We start from the raw sequence: 21,664 nt of genomic DNA on the forward strand, positions 1-21,664 counted from the left end.
ATGCCCGATTCATTACTTAGAGCGGGAGCCATTGCACCAAACCGTATTGGTTCGATAACTACTTTCATAAAATCCCGTTTTGTTATAGTTATTGGGATAAAGCAATAAGTATTTGGAATATGAAATAGAAGAAATATCCTACAACAATGGTAAGAATTTTACTATAACTCTAATACTTATGAAAGATCTCTGATAATTTACAGCAGGATGCTGATTGATTATTTCTAATCCACAACGTCAAATCCGGCATCAATGATAGCTTCTTTGAGTTGACTCAGACTGGTGTCTGCGGGATCGAATTGAACGATGGCTTGCGCGGGATCAAGCGTAACTTCCAGTTGCGCGATCCCCGGAACATTCTTGAAGACATTCTTGATGCTATTGACACAGCCCATACAGGTCATGCCTTTTATTTTAATGGTGGCGGTTTGCATTACGACGACTCCCTAACGATGATTTTATTTTTAATGATTGGCTTGCCAGCGTTTGAGTAGCAATGAATTACTGACGACCGATACCGAGCTCATGGCCATGGCGGCGCCGGCGATGACCGGATTGAGCATGCCCATTGCCGCCAACGGGATACCCAGGATATTGTAGACAAAAGCAAAGAACAAATTCTGGCGGATTTTCTTGAGCGTGGCGCGCGATAAGGAAATGGCATCGGCGACGCTCATCAGGTCATTGCGTATCAAAGTGATATCGGCCGCTTCAATCGCGACATCGGAACCGGCGCCGATGGCGAAACTGACATCCGCGGCAGCCAAGGCGGGTGCATCGTTGATACCGTCACCCACCATCGCGGTAAACTTACCGCTGCTTTTCATTTTTAACACTTCAGCGGCTTTATCCTGCGGCAAAACTTCGGCGCGGTATTGCGTAATGCCGGTACGTTTGGCAATCGCCGCAGCGGTTACGGCGTTATCGCCGGTTAACATGATCACTTCAATACCCATGGATTGCAGTTGTTTGATGGCTTTGATGGATGTATCCCGCAGGCGATCTGCAATGGCCAGATAACCAAGCAACTGAGGCACATCGCCAGCCGTGGATGCAACACCGATAACGGTTTTTCCTTCCGCTTGCAACGCCGTGATTTGTTGCTCATCCACAGCGACATCGTGCTGCATCAAAAATTTGGGCGAGCCGAGTAGGTATTGAGTGCCATTGATGCGGGCGGTGATACCGCTGCCGGTAATAGCCGAAAAATCTTCAATGGCGTGCAGCGATAGCTGCTGTTTCTGCGCGCGATCCAGAACCGCTCGCGCCAGCGGGTGTTCGGATCCTTGTTCCAGGGAAGCGGCAATATGCAGCAAGTCTTGTGCATGCCATGATCCAGCCGGAACAATATCGGTGACCTCCGGCTGACCTTCGGTTAATGTTCCAGTTTTGTCGACAATCAGCGTTTGAATTTTCTCGGCATGCTCCAGCGCCGCGGCATTTTTCACCAGCACGCCGGACTGCGCGCCGCGTCCGGTGCCGACCATAATGGCAGTCGGTGTGGCGAGTCCCAATGCGCAAGGACAAGCGATCACCAGCACGGCAACAGCGTTGATCAGCGCAGTAACAAATTCGTTTGTAAGCCACCAGGTGATTCCCAGCGTCAGGATGCTGATAATCACAACGACCGGCACAAAAATTCCCGAAATCGTATCCGCCATCCGTTGAATGGGCGCTTTCGAGCCTTGCGCTTCCTCGACCAGATGGATAATCGCAGCCAGCTGGGTATGCGCGCCCACACTGGTGGCCCGGCATTTGAGCAAACCTTGCTGATTGAGCGTGGCGGCAAACACTTTTGCACCGGCTTGCTTGCTGACGGGCAGGCTTTCACCGGTCAGCATGGATTCGTTAACGCTGGATGTTCCTTCAACGACGACGCCGTCGACCGGTAAATTTTCACCCGGGCGCACGATAAAAATATCGTTGACTTGCAGGCTGCTGGCCGGTACTTCGAGAATCTCGCCATTACGTTCGATGCGAGCTGTTTTGGGTTGCAGTCTGATCAAGGCTTCGATCGCCGCGGAAGTTTTTCCTTTGGCGCGCGCTTCCATCAATTTGCCGAGCAACACAAGGGTGATGATGGCGGCGCTGGCTTCAAAATAAACATGCTGATCCAATGCGAAGGCGGTGACTGCGGCGCTGAAGAAATATGCCATGCTGGTGCCTAATGCCACCAGCACATCCATATTGGCGCCACCGCCTCGCAGGGAATGCCATGCGCCGGTATAGAAACGGCGGCCGATCCAGAATTGAACCGGCGTGGCCAATAACCATTGCAGCCAGCGCGGCAGCATATCCATGTCGTGACCGGTAAACATAGCGCCCATTTGCAGCACCAGCGGCAAGGTGAGTGCCGCTGCAATCCAGAATAACCGCAATTCGGCCTGGTAAGCGGCAAGCCGCCGCGCTTTTTCCTCGGCGTGGCTGGATTCGCTGATTTCTGTGGCGTCATAACCGGCATTGACGACCGCTTCGATCAAGCGATCGGTCGTCATCATACCCGGTATAAAACTGACCCTGGCTGTCTCAGTGGCCACATTGACAGTGGCGGTGACTCCGGGCAATTGATTCAAGGCTTTTTCGATGTGCCCGGCACAGGCGGCGCAGGTCATTTTGTGCAGTTGCAGTTGTATCGTGCGCGGTGCAATGTGAAAACCGGCTTTCTCGATGGCCTTAATCAACACCTCCGCATTTGCCTGATTCTCGTCATAGTTCACCTGAGCTTTTTCGTTGGCGAAATTGACGGCCGCTTCGACACCGGGCAATTTGTTCAGGTTCTTTTCGATGCGCGCGGCACAGGCGGCACAGGTCATGCCTTCGATGGGTAGTTCAATGTGTTTGAGGGGCGTGGAATTCACCAGTATTTTCCTATGGATGCCGGGTCAGGACCGTTACTGGCGATCAGGAACCAGCACACCATCCACCAATCGGATCCTGTCGCCTTGATGAAAATTGGCCGCATCCGGAAGCGCAATGATGGCTTGACGGCCATCGTTCATGGTGATGCCGACTTGATATTGATCGTGCGGTTGCGCTGTGTTTCCCATATGAGCGCCATTCACAGCGCCGGGATAGTTCGTGTCATGTGGATACGGATTCTGGCGGATGATCTCCCGTGCGACCGTTCCGGCGACGACGCCACCTGCAATGGCATTCAAACCAGGGCCTTGTCCGATTCTATTGACGAAATTGATGACACCGCAATTGATGCAGCCTGATGCCGCCGGTTGCCGAGGTATGGCCCCGGCATCGGTGCTTTTGATGCTGACGCTGTTGCGGGGTGCGCCAATAGCGGTGCCAATGCGGTGAACGGTTTTGGGCGGCCGGTTGACTTCAGGCGGAATTTCCGGTGGCTGAGTGGCTGGACGCTGGGATTGCAACAGTGGATGATTTTGCTCCGCGGCGGTTGATTGGGCAGATGCGATAGCCGGAACACAGACACTGAAAATAATAGCTGATCCTATCAGCCGTTTTACGGTATTCAAGACGGAACGGCTAGTCAACATCGCGAATCTCCTTGCAGTCAATTGCTGTAACGAATTTTTTAGATCGGGATGAATGGCGTTGGTTTCATTATAGCGATTTCCGCCGGTTCTGATGGATTCCTTATGCAAATCCGGTCAGTCGGTTTTTTCCGGCGCATCTTTTGGTGCTGAAACATCCTGCTTGGCAGGTGTGATATCCGTTGCATCTTCTTGCTGCTGTTTTTTTATCATCAATGCGGCGATGAAGATACCGAGTTCGTACAAAAGGCATAACGGCACTGCCAGCATAAACTGCGAAACCACGTCGGGCGGGGTGAAAATGGCGGCGATGATGAATGCGCCGACAATCACATACGGGCGGATTTCCTTCAGTTTCTCGATGGTGATGACACCTGTTCTGACCAATATGATGACAAACACCGGTACTTCAAAAGTGACGCCGAAAGCGATAAACATCGATAAAACAAAGCTTAAGTACTTACTGATATCGGTCATTACCGCGACACCTTCCGGTGCGAAATAGGTAATGAATTCAAACACCAACGGCAATGCGGCGAAGTAAGCGAACGACATGCCGCAAAAGAACAGCAGGCTGCTGCCGAAGACCAGCGGCAGGGCCAGGCGTTTTTCATGTGAATAAAGCCCGGGTGCGACAAAAGCCCAAATTTGATACAGCGTGTGCGGCAGTGTAATGACAAAAGCCATCATCATCGCAACCTGCATCGGTACAAAGAATGGTGTCGCGACATCGGTGGCGATCATTTGTCCGCCTTGCGGCAGTTTTTCCAGCAGCGGTTGTGCCAGCAAGGTATACAGTTCACGCGCATAGAAGGCGCAAGGCAGAAATCCAAGCATGAGCACAGCCAGGATGCGAATCATCCGGACGCGCAATTCCACGAGATGCGACAGGAATGAGCCTTCAAGCATGGTGATCGCGGTAGCGCTGGTTATAATATTGAATCGGCATCGATAAACACCTTGTTGTCCGCGCCAAATGGCTACTTTCTTTCCTGACCGGAATCAGGCTGTGCGGTTTCACCGTTGCCGGAGAGCGTTGCTTGCGGTTCTTGACCGGATTGTGCGGGCAACGAATCGGGGGATGGATTGTCTTCGGATTTTGCATCGGTCATCGTGGTTTTCAAGCGATCAACGCCTTCGTGTACCGAGTCTTCAATCGATTGCACCGTTTCTTCCACCGAGGACTGCATTTTTTTCAGCTCCTCCATGCGCATTTCGTTATGGATATCGGTTCGGATGGCATAAACGAAGTTGCGGCAGCGTCCGTACAAATGACCTACCGTACGGGCCACGGCAGGCAGGCGTTCAGGCCCGATTACGATCAGCGCCACGATCGAGATAACCAGCAACTCCATAAAACTGATATCAAACATGTTGTTGCGTAGACCGGATTCAGGGTGATGAGACGATTGATGTGAACATGACCGGATTCTCCTGCGAAAAAAAGCTTCCTAAGTCCTGGGGTGCGCTTTTTCCTTGATTTCGGCGTCTGCTGCCACGCTATGCGATGCGTTGGCTGTATTGGCAGACGGTTGCGTGTGATTTTCCTTGAAGGTATTCGCGGCCGATTCCTTGCTTGCCGTCACTTCAATCACAGTATCATTGGCTGAATTTGTGCGGGCTGAAGCAGTATCGGTTTCCGATTCCTTCATGCCTTCCTTGAATCCTTTCAACGCGCCGCCCAGATCGCTACCGAGGTTGCGCAGTTTTTTTGTGCCGAATACCAGTACAACAATGACCAGCACGATAATCCAATGCCAGATGCTAAATGTACCCATGACTTTCTCCTGTGAGATGGAACAGTGCTGGCCTAGCCGTGGTGAATCATCCCAGGCAGACGTTCCCGGCCGCCGATGATGTGGAAATGGATATGAAATACCTCTTGTCCGCCTGCCCGTCCGGTATTGATGATCGTGCGGAAACCATCGTCGCAGCCTTGCGCTTTCGCCAGTTTAGGCGCTAATAATAGCATTTTCCCCAGTAAATCCTGATGATTATCTTGCACGTCAGCGAGTGAATCGATGTGCAGCTTGGGGATCAGTAAGAAATGCACCGGCGCGGCCGGATTGATATCGTGAAACGCGAGAATATCGTCATCTTCGTATACTTTGTTGGATGGGATTTCTTTGCGTGCGATTTTGCAGAATATACAGTTATCCATGGCTAATCCGATTTTCGAGAAGCTTTTTCTACGATGCCGGAAACGCCTTCGCGTCTTTCCAGTTCTCGCAGCACATCGTCCGGCGACAATCCGTGGTGCGCGAGCAATATCAAGCAATGAAACCATAAATCGGCGGTTTCATAAATCACCTGATCGGTATTGCCATCTTTCGACGCCATCAAGGTTTCGGCAGATTCTTCCGCGATTTTCTTGAGTATCTTGTCCTGTCCGCCATGCAACAGTTTGGCGACGTACGAGCTGTTCGCGTCGGCTGATTTACGTGCTTCGATGGTTTCCGCGAGGCGGCGAAGAATGGTGGTATCGGTCATTGGGTGTAAATTTCGTCCGGATCTTTGATAATGGGGGCTACGGTAACCCATTCAGTACCTTCCAATTTCTGGAAGAAACAGCTGTGCCGCCCGGTATGACAGGCGATTCCGCCGGTTTGCTCGACCATGAGCAGCAATACGTCTTGGTCGCAATCCAAATAAATTTCTCTTACTTTTTGCGTGTGCCCGGATTCTTCGCCCTTGTGCCACAGTTTCTTGCGCGAACGCGACCAGTATACGGCTTCACGTTTTTCGACGGTCAGCTTGAGTGCTTCGCGATTCATCCAGGCAACCATGAGGATTTTTCCGCTATCCGCTTCTTGGGCGATGACCGGTATCAATCCGTCTTCCGACCAGTTGATTTTGCTAAGCCAAGTATCAGGAGGCATACAGTAGGCGGTACTTCCGTTCAGTTATAAATTTCACCAGCAATTTTAGCATTATAACCTGACTTCAATGCCATGCTGCGCCATATTCTGCTTGGCCTGCTGCACGGTAAATTCGCCATAGTGAAAGATACTGGCGGCCAATACCGCATCCGCATGTCCTTGCAGGATACCGTCGACCAGATGATCCAGATTGCCAACGCCGCCGCTGGCGATTACCGGGATATCGATGGCGTCCGATATCGCGCGTGTCAAAGCGAGATCAAAACCATTCCGTGTGCCATCCCTGTCCATGCTGGTGAGTAAAATTTCACCGGCGCCGAACGACTGCATTTTGATCGCCCATTCAATGGCATCGATACCGGTTGCTTTGCGTCCGCCGTGGGTGAAAACTTCCCAGCGCGGTGCGCCACCGGGCGGATTGACTTGTTTAGCATCGATTGCCACCACAATACATTGCGAACCGTAATGATCGGATGCGTCGGCGACCAGCTGCGGATTCAGAACGGCCGAGGTATTGATGCTGACTTTGTCGGCGCCGGCATTGAGCAAGCGGCGGACATCCGCTACCTGGCGCACACCGCCGCCAACCGTCAACGGAATGAATACTTGTGTAGCTACAGCTTCAATGATGTGCAGAATCAGGTCGCGGTTATCCGAACTGGCGGTAATGTCGAGAAAAGTGAGTTCGTCCGCGCCTTGTTCATCATAGCGGCGCGAGATTTCCACCGGATCTCCCGCGTCGCGCAGTTCAACGAAGTTTACACCTTTAACCACACGCCCGTTGGTTACGTCCAGGCATGGAATGATACGTTTAGCGAGGCTCATCAGATTTAAAAGCCGGTTGTGAAAATGAGAAGGAGGTAATGTGTGCGGTAGTGACTGTCAGCGGATCAGTGTCAGGAGATGCCATTATCTTTGCTGAGTTTGTCAGCCAATACCTGCGCTTCCTTGAAATCCAGCGAACCTTCATAAATAGCGCGCCCGGTAATGGCACCCATGATGCCTTCCGATTCGATTTCGCACAGTTTGTGGATATCGTTGATGTTGGTGATGCCGCCGCTGGCGATTACCGGTATGGTGAGCTGTCTGGCCAGTTCAACGGTTGCATGGATGTTGATGCCGTTCAGCATGCCATCTCTGCCGATATCTGTGTAGATAACCGCCTCCACGCCATAACTTTCAAATTTTTTCGCCAGATCGATGACATCATGCCCGGTGATCTTGGACCAGCCATCCACCGCCACCTTGCCTTCTTTGGCATCCAATCCGACCATGATCTGTCCTGGAAATGCATTGCAGGCATCCTGCAGGAATCCGGGAATTTTAATGGCTGCGGTACCGATAATGATGTAGGTGATGCCATCATCGAGATAACGTTCAATTGTGTCGAGATCGCGAATGCCGCCGCCCAATTGAATCGGAATCTGGTCACCCAGAGCGTCTACAATTTCACGGATCGCAGTTTCGTTTCTCGGTTTTCCGGCAAATGCACCGTTTAAGTCGACCAGATGAAGTCTACGCGCGCCTTGATTCAACCAGTGCGCCGCCATTTCACCGGGATTCTCGGAAAACACCGTGGCGTCTTCCATAACCCCTTGTTTGAGCCGGACACAATGTCCATCTTTAAGATCTATTGCAGGAATAATCAGCATAGCTTAATCAGAGTTGATAGTTGATTAACAGAGTCAGTTTACTACTTTTGGTTTTAGAAGTGCGGTGTCCATTTGGCAAAGTTACTCAACAGGGTTAATCCCGCCAGTTGACTCTTTTCCGGATGGAACTGTACCGCGAAAATGTTATCTTTTGCAACGGCGCAAGTAAATGGGAAAGGATAATGGCTTTGCGCCGCGATCAAAGCCACATCGGGTGTTGCAACATAATAGCTGTGCACGAAATAAAAACGCGCATCCGCCGCGATGCCTTCCCATAAGGGGTGTTTGATCGCCTGATACACTTGATTCCACCCCATATGCGGCACTTTCAGCTTCTGCCCATCCGCGGATGTCATGGCGGATGCTGGAAAACGCACGACTCTGCCGGGCAGAATGTTCAAGCCTTTGACATTTCCTTCCTCGCTTTCCTCGAACAGCATTTGCAGACCCAGGCAGATGCCGAGAAAAGGTTTGTGCTTAGCGGCCTCGATGACGGCTTCGCGCAATCTGCGGGTTTCCAGCTCATCGATGCAGTTACGCATGGCGCCTTGTCCCGGCACGACGACCCGGCTGGCTTTGCGAACGATGTCAGGGTCGCTGGTGACCGTTGTTGAGACCGTTGGTGCCACATGTTCAAGCGCTTTATGAACGGAACGTAAGTTTCCCATTCCATAATCAACAATTGCGATATCAGTCATACCGTGATGTATAGAGGCAAAGTGACTTACAAAGTACCTTTGGTGGATGGAATAATCCCGGCTGCCGCGGGATCGTGCTCGATCGCCATGCGCAAGGCGCGCCCGAATGCTTTAAAGACGGTTTCGGCCTGATGATGCGCATTTCTGCCGGATAAATTGTCGACATGCAGCGTCATCAAAGCATGATTCGTAAGGCCCTGGAAGAACTCATGAAACAGATCGACATCAAAATCGCCGATGCGCGCACGTGTGAAAGCGACATTGAAGACTAAGCCCGGACGCCCGGATAAGTCGATGACCACGCGCGATAGTGCTTCATCCAATGGCACATACGCATGGCCATAGCGGCGCAATCCTTTTTTATCGCCCACCGCTTTGGCAAATGCCTGGCCCAAAGTGATGCCGATATCTTCAACGGTATGATGGGCGTCGATATGCAAATCGCCTTTTGCGGCAATTTCAAGATCGATCATGCCATGACGCGCGATCTGATCGAGCATATGGTCGAGAAACGGCACACCGGTTTCGAGTGTGGATTTACCGGTTCCGTCCAAATTCAGATTGACACTGATCTGGGTTTCCAGCGTATTTCTTATGACTTGTGCCCGGCGCATAGATGATTAATCTTGGATGAATGCAAGGAAATTTGAAAGGATTCTAAACTGTTTCACTCAGAATGGTACGTAATGCCGCGCAAAATTGTGAATTTTCATCGGGGGTACCCACGGTCACACGCAAGCAATTTTCTAATAAAGGATGAGTACCATCGAGGTTTTTGATCAATATATTATGTTGTTTGAGCGCCTGAAAAATCCGGCTGGCTGCATTGACACGAAACAAAATAAAGTTAGCATCGGACGGATATACTTCAACAGCGCGCATTGTACCAAGAAATGTGTTCATTTTCGCGCGTTCCGATTTGATGGCTTCGGCTTGCTGCGATAATACCGCAGTGTGATGCAATACCTTTTCGGCGATCAATTGCGTCATTATGCCAATATTATAAGGCAGGCGCACCTTTTCCAGCTGTTTCAACCATCCGGACCGGCCAATCAGAAGCCCAAGCCGCAAACCGGCCAGTCCTGATTTGGATAACGTTCGCATCAACAGCAAATTGGGATATTGACTGAGTTTATCGATAAAACTCGCGTCCGCAAAAGCATGATAAGCCTCATCGACGACGACAATGCCCGAAGTGGTCTGCAGGACGCGTTCAATCGCTGCGGGATCGAATAAATTGCCTGTCGGGTTATTCGGGTAGGCCAGGAAAATGACCGCAGGCCGATGTTGAGCGATCGCCGCTAACATGGCATCCAGATCCAGCGAGAAATCTTTCCGTAGCGGCACTCCGGCATACTGAATATTCGCAAACGTGGCGATCATCCGGAACATCACAAATGCCGGTTCCACACTCATCAGTACAGCGCCAGGCTTGGCGACCGCCATTGCGATGATCTGAATGATTTCATCCGATCCGTTGCCTAGCAGGATATCCATGTCATCGGCAATACCCAGAGCCTGGCGTAACGTTGCTTTAAGCGTAGCGGCGCTGGCATCGGGATAACGATTGACCGGCGCATTCAGCGTCAGTTGAGCGATTTCATCACGAATCGCCGACGGTAGCGGATAGGGATTTTCCATCGCATCCAGCTTGATCATGCCAGTTGCCGGAGGCACATGATAAGCGGATAACGCGAGAATTTCCGGACGGATAATGTCTTCTGGGCTATAAAAATTAGGCATAGGCGCCTATTTTAACTCAATACAGGGTTTATAGTTCAAATTGTCACCGGGCAGTTATTCACCGGCGCTCGGCAGCAATGAGTGACGATGTCTTGTTATGCTGCCAAATCTTGCGCCAAAGTATGAAACTCGCTTTGGCTACCACGTATTTTTTCTTGTACTGCTTTAGCTTGTGTGGCATCGATTCCCAGGCATTCCATCAGCGATGATGTGTCGATATACGGGCAGCCGTCAGCCTGCGTTTGGTCCTGCCGCAGGCGGTTAGCAATTGCGAGCAGTTTGACATAGGATGCATGTTTACCCGAGTAATCCGGGAAATTTTGCTCGGCAACCGCAACGGCTATTTCTTCCGGCAGATCCCACGCTTTGATCAGATACATGCCGATTGTATCGTGAGTGATGCCAAAAACTTGTTGCTGCAATGTGCGTGCTTCCTGTTCCGGGTAGCGGGTAACCAAATCGTTCAGATAAGCGAATTCTTTGGGATAAAGGTGTCCGAACAATAAATATCCGAAATTGTGGAATAACCCGCTCAGATAAATCAGCTCGCAATTGACGAGATGCTTATCCGTCATGATGTGACAAAGTTCGCGGCACAAGGCGGCGCATTCCAAAGTTTGATGCCAAATGCGGATGCGGCCCAGCGCGCCGTGATTCGGCAGTTTGAGGCAACCGGATGAGACGATGCCCATGGCTAAATTGAGCGCGGTGTTAAAGCCGAGTACCAGTGATATGGCATGATGAACCGAATTGATCCGGTTGCCGTAGCCGAAAATGGACATCCGGGCGTATTTCATCATAAAAGCCGCCAGACCGGGATCCTTCTCAATGACTCCCGTCAGTTGCTCCAGATTGGCTTCCGGATTGTTGCGTAACTTGAATAGTTCACGCGCGGTTTCCGGTAGCGGGGGAATTTGCCCGGCTTGCTGCAGGATACTGCGGAAGTTCTGGCTGAACTCCAATTTGTTAATAATCAACATTGACTCGATCTCAAAATTTTAGTTGGCGCTATCAGTGGCTGCTCAATTCTTATCGCACGCTTGATATAACAAGGGGTTACTGATGGAGCGGCAATGACTGCATGGCATTGAGGAAAATTTGCCCGCTAGGTGAATCGGCAGGTTTTCTTTCTTCTTTACCGGAAATGCATTTTTATAATAGACGGCTCATATCGCCAGTATTAAATCCGCTCAGCGGCTCAAAAAATTTTTTTCCAAAAGCGATTACCTTAAATAGTTCACCCATCTCAGCCGGACTGACCAATTTCTGCACTTGGCTTGATTGCGGTAAATAATGGCTGGTATCTTCCGCGGAAGTCTGAGCGAGAATCCCGGTGATGCCGCAGTTGAGCAGAAAATAGGCTTGCGTTGTGTAGCCCAGAAGCGCCAGTCCGCCACTTTGCCCGGCCTGGGTGATGGCGCTGAAATCGACATGACTGGTGATATCTTGCAAGCCGGGTAAATAAAACGGGTCGTCATGCGCATGGTGGCGGTAATGGCACATCAGCGTGCCCTGGTTGCGTTGCGGGTGATAATATTCGCTGCGGCCGAAACCATAGTCGATGAGCAATATGACCCCTTGTTGCAGCGTGCTTGCCAGGCTGCGCATGAAATGAACGGCGGCAAGATTGATTTCGCTGATGTAATCGATGGGTCGATTGTCCGGACTGATTTCGGGAGTCAGCTGCTGAGCGGTTGTCAGCAGTTCTTGATCTTGAATCGCAAGATCTTGCCATGCGAATTGATCGTTTTGCCAAGTGACGCCGCGTTCCAGCACGGTATCAGCATGCCATCTGACGATGTGAACCGGCATTGCATCCAACACTTCATTGGCGAGCACGACGCCGGTGAAATGATCGGGCAACTGTTCCAGCCATTCGATTCGATCTGCAAGGTGAGGTATTTCTTGCTTAAAACATGATTGTTGCCGCTCACGCAGATCGGCACTGACTTCAAGAATATAATATTTCTCCGGCAACGCAGCGGATTTTTCCAGTTCAAGCAAAATATCCCGCGCTAGTTTGCCTGAGCCAGCACCAAATTCGAGAATATTAAACTGGGTGAGGTGCTGCGAAATTTGCCTTAGCTGCTGCGCCAGTGTGCGGCCGAATAACGGAGAGATTTCCGGGGCGGTGACGAAGTCTCCGGCGATGCCCAGTTTGGTTGCGCCACTGCTGTAATAACCCATTCCTGGTGCATACAATGCAAGATTCATATAATGCTCAAAAGAAATCCAGTTATTGGCTGAAAGAATTTTTTCCCGGATCATCGCCTGTACCGATTGGCTATGCGCTAAAGCAATTTCACTGAGAGGTAGCATGTTTATGATCAATGATATAGGAAGTAAAGTTATAGTGGATTGTAAAGTTTATTCGTAAAATGGGCCATAGTGTACCAGTTCTTTGAAGGAGGTGTACGTGCAAGGAAATGTGATTTTGGTGACCGGTGGTGCAAAACGGGTAGGGGCGGCTATCTGCCGCCGGTTGCATGCGCAAGGTGCGCGGCTGGTTGTGCATTACCGTGCTTCATTCGATGAAGCCAAAGCGCTGCGCGACGAGTTAAATCAACAGCGCGCCGATTCGGTGGCCTTGGTGCAAGCCGACTTGCTGGACACGGAACTATTGCCGGAATTGGTGGAAAAAGCAGCCGATCGTTTTGGCCAGTTGGATGTGCTGATTAACAACGCCTCAAGCTTCTTTCCGACTTTGCTGCCGCAATGCACGCTAGACGATTGGCGCGATCTGGTTGGCAGTAATCTCCAGGCACCGCTTTTTCTGGCGCAGGCGGCGGCACCGTATCTGAAGGAGCGGCACGGCTGCATCGTCAATATCGTCGACATCCATACCGAGCGGCCCTTAAAGAACTACGTAATCTACAACGCCGCCAAGGGTGGACTGTTATCGCTGACCAAATCGCTGGCGGTGGAACTGGCCCCCGAAGTGCGCGTCAACGGCGTTTCTCCAGGCCCCATTCTGTGGCCGGAAGATGGTGAATGGGCCGATGAGGCGGAACGGAATCAAATTATAGCCAGCACCTTACTTAAACGCTGCGGTGAACCCGATGATATCGCCAAAATCGTACAGTTTTTGATTGCCGATGCGCCTTATATCACCGGGCAGATCATCGCGGTGGACGGCGGGCGTAGTATTCATTTATGAAGGGTGTTCATTCAGGTTGATTGGCTATTCGCCGAATGCATTTTTGATCCACTCGATTTCCTGCCCCTGGCTACCCGATAATAGCAGCGCATCAAACCGGCAGGGCGGTTCGCTATTGAGTTGGGATAGATAATGCCGGGCGGTGTGCAGTAGTTTGGCTTGTTTTGCCAGTGTGATGCTGGTTGCAGCGCCGCCGAATGCCGTACTGGATCGCATGCGGACTTCGACAAAAACTAAGGTTGCGCCGTCGCGCATGATCAAATCGATTTCACCGAAACGGCAGCGGTAGTTCTGCGCCACGAGCACCAGGTTTTGCCGTTGCAGGTAGGTTAACGCTATCTGTTCGGCGTCACTGCCCTTCATCTTCGGGCGTATTCTGGGGTGTTTCCGGCGTATTCGACGGTGTTGCCATCAACCGCACTTTACCGTTGTCGAATTGCGCCGCTACGGGTTCGCGCGTAAATAAGTTGGGTGGCGCGAAACGGATAGTGCCGGTGACGCCATCGAAAGTAATTTCTTTGGCGGATTGCCGTTGCAGCAGATTGGTCATCAGGCGGAAAGCATCGATACCCAGCGCGTAGAGACGTTCCATTTCGGTATTCCGGGCTTTACCGGCGTGGCGGTAAGCCATCACGGCGGGATGATCCGGTTGCAGCAGCCAAGGCATGTCGAGAAACTGAATGCCGTTCAAGTCGCTATTAAACAGGAAGTTATCGGTTCCGGTGAAAATCTGTGAAGTCGCGTACACCGGTGCTTCCGGGTCGAGATAGGCGCGTACCATGCGCGACTTGGCGGCATCCAGGGCCAGGAAAGCCAGCCGGTCGGCGCCGGTTGTCAATTCGCGCAGTTGTTGCAATATCAACGGATTTTCACTATAGCGCAGCGATTCGAGGGTCTTGCCATATTCATCCTGCCATCGTTGTTTAAAGGCATTCTGCAGGCGCTTCGATAGGGCGCTGTCGTCGCCGATAACAACAGCATAGCTTCTGCCGCTTGCGAGCGCCAGTTTTGCGATTTGTGCCGCCTCGGTGTCGGTTTGCAAACCGAATAGGTATAGTTTGGCGGGCAGGGTCTGATGGCTATCGGCCGTGTTGAGCGTCAGCGTCGGGACTGCTAGCGCTTGATTGGACGCGATGGCGGCAACCCCATCCCGCGTTAACGGCCCGACCACAAAGGCCGCGCCGGAGGTCACGGCATGATAATAGTTCATCACGATATCGAGTGGATCGTCGCTTGTCGGGTACAGACGGATGGTCAGCGGCAACGGTTGTCCGCGCTGCGCGGCAGCTTCAAATCCTTCTTTGACCACATTTGCCGCTTCCGCAAACGCCGTGGATTCAAGCGGGAGCAACAGTGCAATATGTGCAACGATCAGCGGCCCGGGTACAATTTCCGGCTGTGAGGATTCTTCCACGCCGGTGGCCATGGCTGGCGGGTTGCCGTATAGTGCCAGGAGTAATACCGCGAGAATTGTCAATAAACGTGGCATAGTGAGGATTATGCTGGAAAAAAGTGCATTATATGTGGTTGCTACCCCAATAGGAAATTTAAGCGACATTAGCTTGCGCGCGCTGGACGTATTGGCAAAAGCCGATGTGATCGCCGCCGAGCATGTGCAGAATTCCAAGCATTTGTTGGCGGCGCATGGCATTACGGCGAAATTGATCGCGTTGCATCAACATAACGAGGCCGCAGTCGCGGGCAAAATAGTCACTTTGCTGGATTCCGGAAAAAGCGTTGCCTTGATAACCGATGCAGGTACGCCCGGCATTTCCGATCCCGGTGCGATTGTTGTGCAACGCGTGCGCGAAGGCGGTTCCCGGGTTGTTCCGGTTCCCGGTGCGAATGCGGCCATTTGCGCCTTATCGGCAGCCGGCATCGTGAATCCGCATTTTTTGTTCTATGGCTTCCTGCCCACAAAAAGCGGGTTGCGTAAGCGCGAGTTGACGGCATTAAAATCGCATCCCTATACAGTGATATTTTATGAAGCGCCGCATCGGATTCTGGAATGCATCGCGGACATGATCGATATTTTCGGAGCGCAACGCGGAATTACCCTGGCGCGCGAATTAACCAAATTATTCGAGACCATTCATAGCGGAACACTGGCCGACATGTTGCCTTGGTTACAGGCCGATACGAACCAGCAGAAAGGCGAGTTTGTTTTACTGTTATCCGGGGCGGAAATTATGGATAAGTCCGAGATCAGCCGCGAAGCCCGGCATACCTTAACCTGTTTGCTGGCTGAGTTGCCGTTGAAACAAGCGGTTAAACTGGCCACGGCGATTACCGGCGCAAACAAAAACACGCTGTATCAATTGGCGCTGGATTTAAAGGCCGGGGGAGATTCCGGATAGCAGGGATGCTTGCGCTATAATGCGGCTATTTAACCTATTTGCGGATAAATCTTGACCAGCATTACCATTACCCGGCCTGACGATTGGCATTTGCATTTGCGCGATGGCGAACAGTTGCGCGCCGTGTTGCCACATACCGCCAAGCAATTCGCACGCGCCATCATCATGCCCAACCTGAAACCGCCGGTGGTGACAACCGAGATGGCGCTGGCGTATCGTGCTCGGATCCTGGCGGCTTTGCCGGTGGCGTTGCAGGATCATTTTGAACCGTTGATGACGTTGTATTTAACGGACAATACACCGTCCTCGGAGATCATCCGGGCTAAGGAAAGCGCTGTGATACACGGCGTGAAATTGTACCCGGCGGGCGCAACGACCAATTCCGATGCCGGTGTGACCGATATTGCCAAATGCTATAACACACTTGCGGCGATGGAACGGAATAATTTGCCGTTGCTGGTGCATGGCGAAGTGACAGACACCGATGTTGATGTGTTTGACCGTGAGAAAGTTTTTATCGACCGGATATTGATACCACTGATACGGCATTTCCCCGGTTTGCGCATCGTATTTGAGCATGTCACCACACGCGATGCCGTGCAGTTTGTAACCGAAGTATCCGAGCGGATTGCCGCGACAATTACGGCGCATCATTTGCTGCTGAATCGCAATGCGATTTTTCAAGGCGGTATTCGTCCGCATCATTACTGCTTACCGGTGTTGAAGCGTGAAATGCACCGGCAGGCTTTGCTGGAAGCGGCGACCAGCGGTAATTCCAAATTTTTTCTTGGCACCGATAGCGCACCGCATGCACAAATGAGCAAAGAAAACGCCTGCGGCTGCGCAGGAATTTTTACAGCGCATGCCGCTATCGAGTTCTATGCGGCAGCTTTTGAACAGGCCGGGGCACTGAATAAACTCGAGGCGTTTGCCAGTTTTCACGGCGCGGATTTTTACCAATTACCGCGCAATACAAGTTCGATTACGCTGAAGAAAGAAAGCTGGATTATCCCGGAGCGGTTTGATTATTCTGGCGAACAATTGATACCGCTCTATGCGGGTACCCCCTTGAATTGGAAACTGGTGTAATGCCGGAGAAATGCTTACTTAAATGACGAGGCCGGGGAATTACCAGTGTTTTAATGCCCGGTTCCAGCGGTAAAGCAACCGGGCAAAGCCATTATAGGCGAGTCGTGCCAATGATCCGATGACCGGCAATTGCAACAAGCTTGCCAGCCAACGTTGATTCGGAGTCCGTTGCCAAAGATAGATAAATGCATCGATACCGATACGCAACCGGCCGCTATCGTCTTTGACGTGTAATCGCTCGCGCACCTGTTCCAACGGATTGCCCGTTTCTGACACAGTGCCCGGGCTGTTATGTACATCTACCCAGTCTATGTCTTTAATTCCGCACTGTTCCATGCGCTGGCGTTGATCTTTTATGCCTGCATTGCAAACAGGGCAAGCGCTGTTGTAATACACTTTAACGGGCATTCCGGCGTTTGTTTCTATTTGAGAATCGACTGAGAATCAGTCTGTTGCGTCCTTAGTGTAATTCCGGATGCTGATTGATGCCTGCGCGCAAGTCTTTTTGTTTGCTCTCATTTCTTTTATGCCCCAATAGTTTATAAGAGCAATATACGCCTAAGCCCAGTGCGATGATAGTTAAAAGGAGCGGAATAGGTGTCGGTATTTCCAGATACCAGCGCCACCACTCCAGGCCTGCGAATATCAGGAAAATAGATGGCGCAATGATCAAAGGCAATACATCATTGTCGAGCAACTTGTTGATTTTTTCTGACACGAAACAATTGATATTTTTGAGAAGATTACGCGACTGAGATGACTGTTTTTCCACTTTCTGTTTGATAATTTTGAGTCGTAATTTTGGCATAGTGATGATTTGTAATATTTTAATGTGTAGTTATAACTATAGAATTTTATTGAATGAGATCAGGTGATTGATCTTAAGTAAGCTTTTTGTAATTATCGGTAACATATGCAAAAAGTTTATAGTGTGGAGGAGGGGAGGTAGTGCTTGCCTCACTTAGCTTGGAGGGGAATTTACAGGTAGATAGGGAGATTTATTTGGCTAATTCTTTAATTCTGCGCGGAAAGCTTGCCCATCGGAGGTAAGCAGCCGGGTGATACGCCTAATCAAATGAGCCTGAGATTCTTTTGCAACGACATGGCATAAATCTAAAGCTGATCACATGATATGAGCATGGTTTTGTTATGATGCGCTATGGATCACAAATTACTTGTTGCCATAGTAAAGGAAGAGGTGATGTAGTGATGTTTTGCGGACATACACTTCTGTTTCTGGGATTAAATTACGCACTTCGATCCGGACATTCATCTGTTAGACTGGATCTAATGTCGCTATGATAAATTCTGCAGCTGAGGTCTATATTTTAATTCTTAGAAACACAGATTTATCTAATCGTTTAGTTTTCCCTCCGTGACATTAAGCGATCCTGGGCTGATTGATTTGATTAATTTGCCAGGCACTCCACCAATTACGCTATTTTCTGCCACATCCGTAATGACCACGGCATTAGCGCCAATAATAGTGTTGCATCCAATTGTAATGGCCCCTAGTATTCTAGCACCCGGGCCGATCCAAACATCGTTTCCTATTTTTGGTACTCCGCACCCAAAGCTGCCTCCTATTGTGACGCCCTGACCAATCAGTACTCGCTCACCGATGAGGCAATCGGGATGTAAAACTACCCCAATTCCTCCATGTGCAAACCAGGATCCTTTTCCAATTCTGCATTTTGGCGGGATTACACTATTATAGAGCAGGAACATAAGTAAGCGCAGCAGGCCAGGAAGTACTGGTATATGTTTGCAGTGCAGATAATGTGCAATACGATATAGATGGATCGCATTCATAAATACTAACCATTTACGTTTGCTGGTTTATGGCAGACGATAGTAAAAATAGTCGTTTCCAGATCTTCGCGAGAGTAGTTACTCCAATCATCATGAATAGTGAGCCTTGAAATATCGCAACGCTCACGATCAATTTCGATAATTTCAAAACCCTTCTTGCGGAATAGATTTTGATAGTCATCGCCTTGCAAGACATTATGATATTGCACTATATTCTCGAATAGATATTTACGCTTGGTCAATGAGAATTGAAGGTAATTCTTTTGTGAAGCTTTGCTGTCATAGTGCGCCAGATGATCATCAATACCAATTTGGTGGATGCAGAAACCTCCCGGTTTCAGCATGCGGAACATATGCTCAATAGATTCTTCGATAGAGTCTCTGTTAATATGTTCCATGACGTGGAAGCTGAAAATCAGGTCATAGTTTGTGCTTGGGTAACCCGCAAGTGAACCTTCATTATCGATGGTATATTTTGCATCAAATATCCGATAGAGTTCGTCAAAAGAATTGACTGACAGAATAGAAGATAGTCGATTACGTTGTGTTGTGTTTTTACTGGTGTCATGCTCCCACTGGCATGACAATTTGTTAAAAGCTCCCTTCAATGCATCTAATTGACGATTGTCCCAAACATCAAATAGATCTAGGCTGATTTTTTTATCATTATGTAGCGCCAAATATAAACCAAACCAGTGTATCCAGCCGGTACCAAGCTCAACAGCCGCTCCACCATCTTTAAATACACTATACTTTTTAATTAATTGGACTAATAAGTCGCCACGATTAACGTACATGTCGATGTTTTGCTGTTGACGCTTTTTTTGGCCAAATTTATTGCCCAAGTAGCGGTAACTAGAACGTGTAAACTTGTTCAACGAAAACATTTTTAACATTACTGCCGCTGCCAGATACTTGACCATAGATCAACTTTATCCTGTATTTTGATAATTCGCTGAGTGACTAATTATATTTATAACGTCATTTTGCGATTTTTACGGTGAGATAAGATGTGTAGAAAAAATAAATACTTGTTATGAAAATATACATAAAACCTGATGTGTAGTCAAATTCAGCGCTATTTCTAGGTGTTGATTTCTAATCATTAATCTATCTCGAGTTTTCCTTAGGTTGCTGATTCATTATGTGGTGCTATTGAGGTAATCCCAGGATTCAAAGTTTGATGATAAAGTCAGGATTTTCTAGTAATTGTTACACAAGAGGTTATGCAATGAAACAATCAAAATGCAGTGATAGTCAGATCACGACTATTCTTAAACAAGTTAAGGCATGACTATCCATACGGGATGCCGTGTACATGGCATAAGTGAGCAGTATTTAAAAATCTTGGAAGCGCAGGCATGTAACCATATTCAACGAAAATGAAAACTGCTTGCTTCTAGATTGAGGCAGCTGTCAGTCGCATTAAACATCAATATCATTTAGCCAATAGGTTTGATATATGGTCAATCATAGAGTGACCGAAACAGAATTTATCTTTTCTTAAAGTTTTCTGTTTCTCACTCCACATTTTCTTTTTATAAATTAATCAAGCCAGCATACTATTTTTTCTGATAAAACGAAGCTGACAAAACCCGGTTTCCCAGCGAGAGTGAATCAGTTCTTTGGGAGCTTGTTGCAAACGTGCAGCGAGAAGTTATTCAGTATGAGATGTTACAGTAGACTTGCTTGTTACGGCTTGAGTAATGGCGGGGACAAGCAGTTAGATGAAAACTGCCCGATAAAATCGGGCAGTTATTTTTTAGACGGTTTGATTTCTTCTGCGTATCGCTAGTCCAAGTAATCCCAGACCGGCTAATAGCATAGCGTAAGTCTCTGGCTCAGGAACTGCGCTGGTAAATGAGATATCGACGTTTATGCCATCCAAAGATCCAAAAGATTGTCCGGCGCTTTTTGTGAAGGCAAATGAAAGTGAAAGTGTATCTCCGGCTGGGCAGCGGCCAGAAGTATCATCATACGATATATCCAGCTAGGTAGGCTAAACCAGAATGGCTTGATCGAGCGCTTTAATCGGACTTACCGGACTGAGGTACTTGATGCGTATCTTTTTACCAATCTTGAACAGGTTCAAACCATCACTAACCAGTGGCTGGTTGATTACAACGAATACCGACCGCATGAAGCGTTGGGTAACATTCCGCCGGTACAGTTTATGCCTCGGCTAACCCGGGTTCCGAATCTCTATCGGATACTGTCTATTTAACGGGGGAGCTTACGCTTAAAAATAAAGTAACTCATTTTTAAGTTCAAAATGCTATCCCAAATAGCGACCGGTTTCTATTATTGATTTGTCCTGTCTTTGGGGGTGTTGAAAAGCATGGAATTGATTGGATCGATCTCTGTCGATGTGGCCATTAATCAGCGGGTTTGCCGTCGTTGTAGGGTTAAAACAAAATTGCAGAATGGAATATATTTTTTGCGGAATGGTACGGAGTGCTTTTAAGCCCCAAAGGGATTGGCTAGCTTATTGTTTATTGGTGCCCGGAGCCGGAATCGAACCGGCACGGGCGTTTTAGGCCCGAGGGATTTTAAGTCCCTTGTGTCTACCAATTTCACCACCCGGGCGATGGAAATATCAGATCGGTGGAGGCGGGGGTCGGAATCGAACCGGCGTAGACGGCTTTGCAGGCCGCTGCATGACCACTCTGCCCCCCCGCCATTATTGCATAACTTCTAAGTCTTGCTAATCCTACGGAAAAAAGCCGGTAAGGAGTAGTTATTCGATTTCCAGCAAATTAAAATTTCAAAGAGCC

26 protein-coding genes, 2 tRNA genes and 1 pseudogene are annotated in these 21,664 nt (G+C 49.5%); 4 read left to right on the forward strand and 25 right to left on the reverse strand.

Going from position 1 to position 21,664, the window contains the following annotated elements:
- Positions 1-224: 224 nt before the first annotated feature.
- From ABD07_RS07855 to ABD07_RS07930, 16 genes and pseudogenes are all read right to left on the reverse strand, one after another.
- Positions 225-434, reverse strand: coding sequence for a heavy-metal-associated domain-containing protein (locus ABD07_RS07855; protein WP_108698520.1), 210 nt, complete (start codon positions 432-434; stop codon positions 225-227).
- A 30-nt stretch (positions 435-464) separates the two neighbouring features.
- Positions 465-2,858, reverse strand: coding sequence for a heavy metal translocating P-type ATPase (locus ABD07_RS07860; protein ID WP_160817842.1), 2,394 nt, complete (start codon positions 2,856-2,858; stop codon positions 465-467).
- Positions 2,859-2,891: 33 nt separating this feature from the next.
- Positions 2,892-3,506 carry a hypothetical protein gene (locus ABD07_RS07865; RefSeq protein WP_181258002.1) on the reverse strand — a complete coding sequence of 205 codons (615 nt, stop codon included), beginning with the start codon at positions 3,504-3,506 and terminating at the stop codon, positions 2,892-2,894.
- Between the two features lie 114 nt (positions 3,507-3,620).
- Positions 3,621-4,412, reverse strand: a complete 792-nt coding sequence (gene tatC, locus ABD07_RS07870; RefSeq protein ID WP_108698518.1) for a twin-arginine translocase subunit TatC — start codon at positions 4,410-4,412, stop codon at positions 3,621-3,623.
- A 71-nt stretch (positions 4,413-4,483) separates the two neighbouring features.
- Positions 4,484-4,876, reverse strand: a complete 393-nt coding sequence (gene tatB, locus ABD07_RS07875; RefSeq protein ID WP_108698517.1) for a Sec-independent protein translocase protein TatB — start codon at positions 4,874-4,876, stop codon at positions 4,484-4,486.
- Positions 4,877-5,110: 234 nt separating this feature from the next.
- A pseudogene (gene tatA / locus ABD07_RS15340) lies at positions 5,111-5,281 on the reverse strand (Sec-independent protein translocase subunit TatA); the annotation flags it as partial.
- A gap of 32 nt (positions 5,282-5,313) precedes the next feature.
- Positions 5,314-5,664 carry a histidine triad nucleotide-binding protein gene (locus tag ABD07_RS07885; protein ID WP_108698515.1) on the reverse strand — a complete coding sequence of 117 codons (351 nt, stop codon included), beginning with the start codon at positions 5,662-5,664 and terminating at the stop codon, positions 5,314-5,316.
- A gap of 2 nt (positions 5,665-5,666) precedes the next feature.
- The gene (locus ABD07_RS07890; protein ID WP_108698514.1) at positions 5,667-5,993 is read right to left on the reverse strand and encodes a phosphoribosyl-ATP diphosphatase; all 327 of its coding nucleotides are present in this window, start codon (positions 5,991-5,993) and stop codon (positions 5,667-5,669) included.
- Complete coding sequence (hisI, locus tag ABD07_RS07895; protein ID WP_108698513.1) at positions 5,990-6,382, reverse strand: phosphoribosyl-AMP cyclohydrolase; 393 nt, start codon at positions 6,380-6,382, stop codon at positions 5,990-5,992. The genes ABD07_RS07890 and hisI overlap by 4 nt, the downstream gene beginning before the upstream one ends.
- Before the next feature lie 51 nt (positions 6,383-6,433).
- A complete protein-coding gene (gene hisF / locus ABD07_RS07900) occupies positions 6,434-7,207 on the reverse strand; it encodes an imidazole glycerol phosphate synthase subunit HisF (protein ID WP_160817843.1) in 774 nt (257 codons plus the stop codon).
- A 71-nt stretch (positions 7,208-7,278) separates the two neighbouring features.
- Complete coding sequence (gene hisA, locus ABD07_RS07905) at positions 7,279-8,034, reverse strand: 1-(5-phosphoribosyl)-5-[(5-phosphoribosylamino)methylideneamino]imidazole-4-carboxamide isomerase (RefSeq protein WP_108698512.1); 756 nt, start codon at positions 8,032-8,034, stop codon at positions 7,279-7,281.
- 53 nt (positions 8,035-8,087) lie between these two features.
- Positions 8,088-8,732: an imidazole glycerol phosphate synthase subunit HisH gene (gene hisH, locus ABD07_RS07910; RefSeq protein WP_160817844.1), complete on the reverse strand. Its 645-nt coding sequence runs from the start codon at positions 8,730-8,732 to the stop codon at positions 8,088-8,090.
- A gap of 26 nt (positions 8,733-8,758) precedes the next feature.
- Complete coding sequence (gene hisB, locus ABD07_RS07915; protein WP_108698510.1) at positions 8,759-9,346, reverse strand: imidazoleglycerol-phosphate dehydratase HisB; 588 nt, start codon at positions 9,344-9,346, stop codon at positions 8,759-8,761.
- A gap of 43 nt (positions 9,347-9,389) precedes the next feature.
- Positions 9,390-10,475: a histidinol-phosphate transaminase gene (hisC, locus tag ABD07_RS07920; protein ID WP_160817845.1), complete on the reverse strand. Its 1,086-nt coding sequence runs from the start codon at positions 10,473-10,475 to the stop codon at positions 9,390-9,392.
- Positions 10,476-10,570: 95 nt separating this feature from the next.
- The gene (locus ABD07_RS07925; protein ID WP_160817846.1) at positions 10,571-11,455 is read right to left on the reverse strand and encodes an HDOD domain-containing protein; all 885 of its coding nucleotides are present in this window, start codon (positions 11,453-11,455) and stop codon (positions 10,571-10,573) included.
- 172 nt (positions 11,456-11,627) lie between these two features.
- Positions 11,628-12,794: a class I SAM-dependent methyltransferase gene (locus ABD07_RS07930; protein ID WP_160817847.1), complete on the reverse strand. Its 1,167-nt coding sequence runs from the start codon at positions 12,792-12,794 to the stop codon at positions 11,628-11,630.
- Between the two features lie 97 nt (positions 12,795-12,891).
- On the opposite strand from ABD07_RS07930, the gene ABD07_RS07935 reads away from it, so the two are divergent.
- Positions 12,892-13,632, forward strand: a complete 741-nt coding sequence (locus tag ABD07_RS07935) for a pteridine reductase (protein ID WP_160817848.1) — start codon at positions 12,892-12,894, stop codon at positions 13,630-13,632.
- 24 nt (positions 13,633-13,656) lie between these two features.
- Here ABD07_RS07935 and ABD07_RS07940 read toward each other — a convergent pair whose 3' ends face one another.
- Positions 13,657-13,995 carry a YraN family protein gene (locus tag ABD07_RS07940; RefSeq protein WP_108698505.1) on the reverse strand — a complete coding sequence of 113 codons (339 nt, stop codon included), beginning with the start codon at positions 13,993-13,995 and terminating at the stop codon, positions 13,657-13,659.
- A complete protein-coding gene (locus ABD07_RS07945; protein WP_160817849.1) occupies positions 13,982-15,121 on the reverse strand; it encodes a penicillin-binding protein activator in 1,140 nt (379 codons plus the stop codon). The genes ABD07_RS07940 and ABD07_RS07945 overlap by 14 nt, the downstream gene beginning before the upstream one ends.
- A 10-nt stretch (positions 15,122-15,131) precedes the next feature.
- Between ABD07_RS07945 and rsmI the strand changes: the two genes are divergently transcribed.
- Together rsmI and pyrC are read left to right on the forward strand one after the other, a co-directional pair.
- Positions 15,132-15,989 carry a 16S rRNA (cytidine(1402)-2'-O)-methyltransferase gene (gene rsmI / locus ABD07_RS07950; RefSeq protein WP_160817850.1) on the forward strand — a complete coding sequence of 286 codons (858 nt, stop codon included), beginning with the start codon at positions 15,132-15,134 and terminating at the stop codon, positions 15,987-15,989.
- A gap of 48 nt (positions 15,990-16,037) precedes the next feature.
- Positions 16,038-17,078 (forward strand): dihydroorotase, encoded by a 1,041-nt coding sequence (pyrC, locus tag ABD07_RS07955; protein WP_160817874.1) that lies wholly within the window; start codon positions 16,038-16,040, stop codon positions 17,076-17,078.
- Between the two features lie 39 nt (positions 17,079-17,117).
- On the opposite strand, the gene ABD07_RS07960 is transcribed toward pyrC, so the two are convergent.
- The 5 genes from ABD07_RS07960 to ABD07_RS14785 all read right to left on the reverse strand — a co-directional run bounded on the left by ABD07_RS07960 (position 17,118) and on the right by ABD07_RS14785 (position 20,778).
- On the reverse strand, positions 17,118-17,486 hold the full coding sequence (locus ABD07_RS07960) for a thiol-disulfide oxidoreductase DCC family protein (protein ID WP_160817851.1): 369 nt from the start codon (positions 17,484-17,486) through the stop codon (positions 17,118-17,120).
- Positions 17,487-17,538: 52 nt separating this feature from the next.
- Positions 17,539-17,796 carry a hypothetical protein gene (locus ABD07_RS07965; RefSeq protein WP_146158816.1) on the reverse strand — a complete coding sequence of 86 codons (258 nt, stop codon included), beginning with the start codon at positions 17,794-17,796 and terminating at the stop codon, positions 17,539-17,541.
- A gap of 635 nt (positions 17,797-18,431) precedes the next feature.
- Positions 18,432-18,890, reverse strand: coding sequence for a serine O-acetyltransferase (locus ABD07_RS15195; protein ID WP_160817852.1), 459 nt, complete (start codon positions 18,888-18,890; stop codon positions 18,432-18,434).
- Positions 18,891-18,895: 5 nt separating this feature from the next.
- A complete protein-coding gene (locus ABD07_RS07975) occupies positions 18,896-19,813 on the reverse strand; it encodes a class I SAM-dependent methyltransferase (RefSeq protein WP_160817853.1) in 918 nt (305 codons plus the stop codon).
- Positions 19,814-20,652: 839 nt separating this feature from the next.
- Positions 20,653-20,778, reverse strand: coding sequence for a PEP-CTERM sorting domain-containing protein (locus ABD07_RS14785; protein ID WP_420813510.1), 126 nt, complete (start codon positions 20,776-20,778; stop codon positions 20,653-20,655).
- Positions 20,779-20,832: 54 nt separating this feature from the next.
- Here ABD07_RS14785 and ABD07_RS07985 point away from each other — a divergent pair, with 54 nt between their 5' ends.
- A complete protein-coding gene (locus ABD07_RS07985) occupies positions 20,833-21,114 on the forward strand; it encodes an integrase core domain-containing protein (protein ID WP_420813514.1) in 282 nt (93 codons plus the stop codon).
- Between the two features lie 272 nt (positions 21,115-21,386).
- Here ABD07_RS07985 and ABD07_RS07990 read toward each other — a convergent pair.
- Together ABD07_RS07990 and ABD07_RS07995 are read right to left on the reverse strand one after the other, a co-directional pair.
- A tRNA-Leu gene (locus ABD07_RS07990) sits at positions 21,387-21,476 on the reverse strand.
- A gap of 19 nt (positions 21,477-21,495) precedes the next feature.
- Positions 21,496-21,569, reverse strand: a tRNA-Cys gene (locus ABD07_RS07995).
- Positions 21,570-21,664 lie beyond the last annotated feature (95 nt).

Source organism: Nitrosomonas oligotropha (assembly GCF_009833085.1).
Classification (GTDB): domain Bacteria; phylum Pseudomonadota; class Gammaproteobacteria; order Burkholderiales; family Nitrosomonadaceae; genus Nitrosomonas; species Nitrosomonas oligotropha.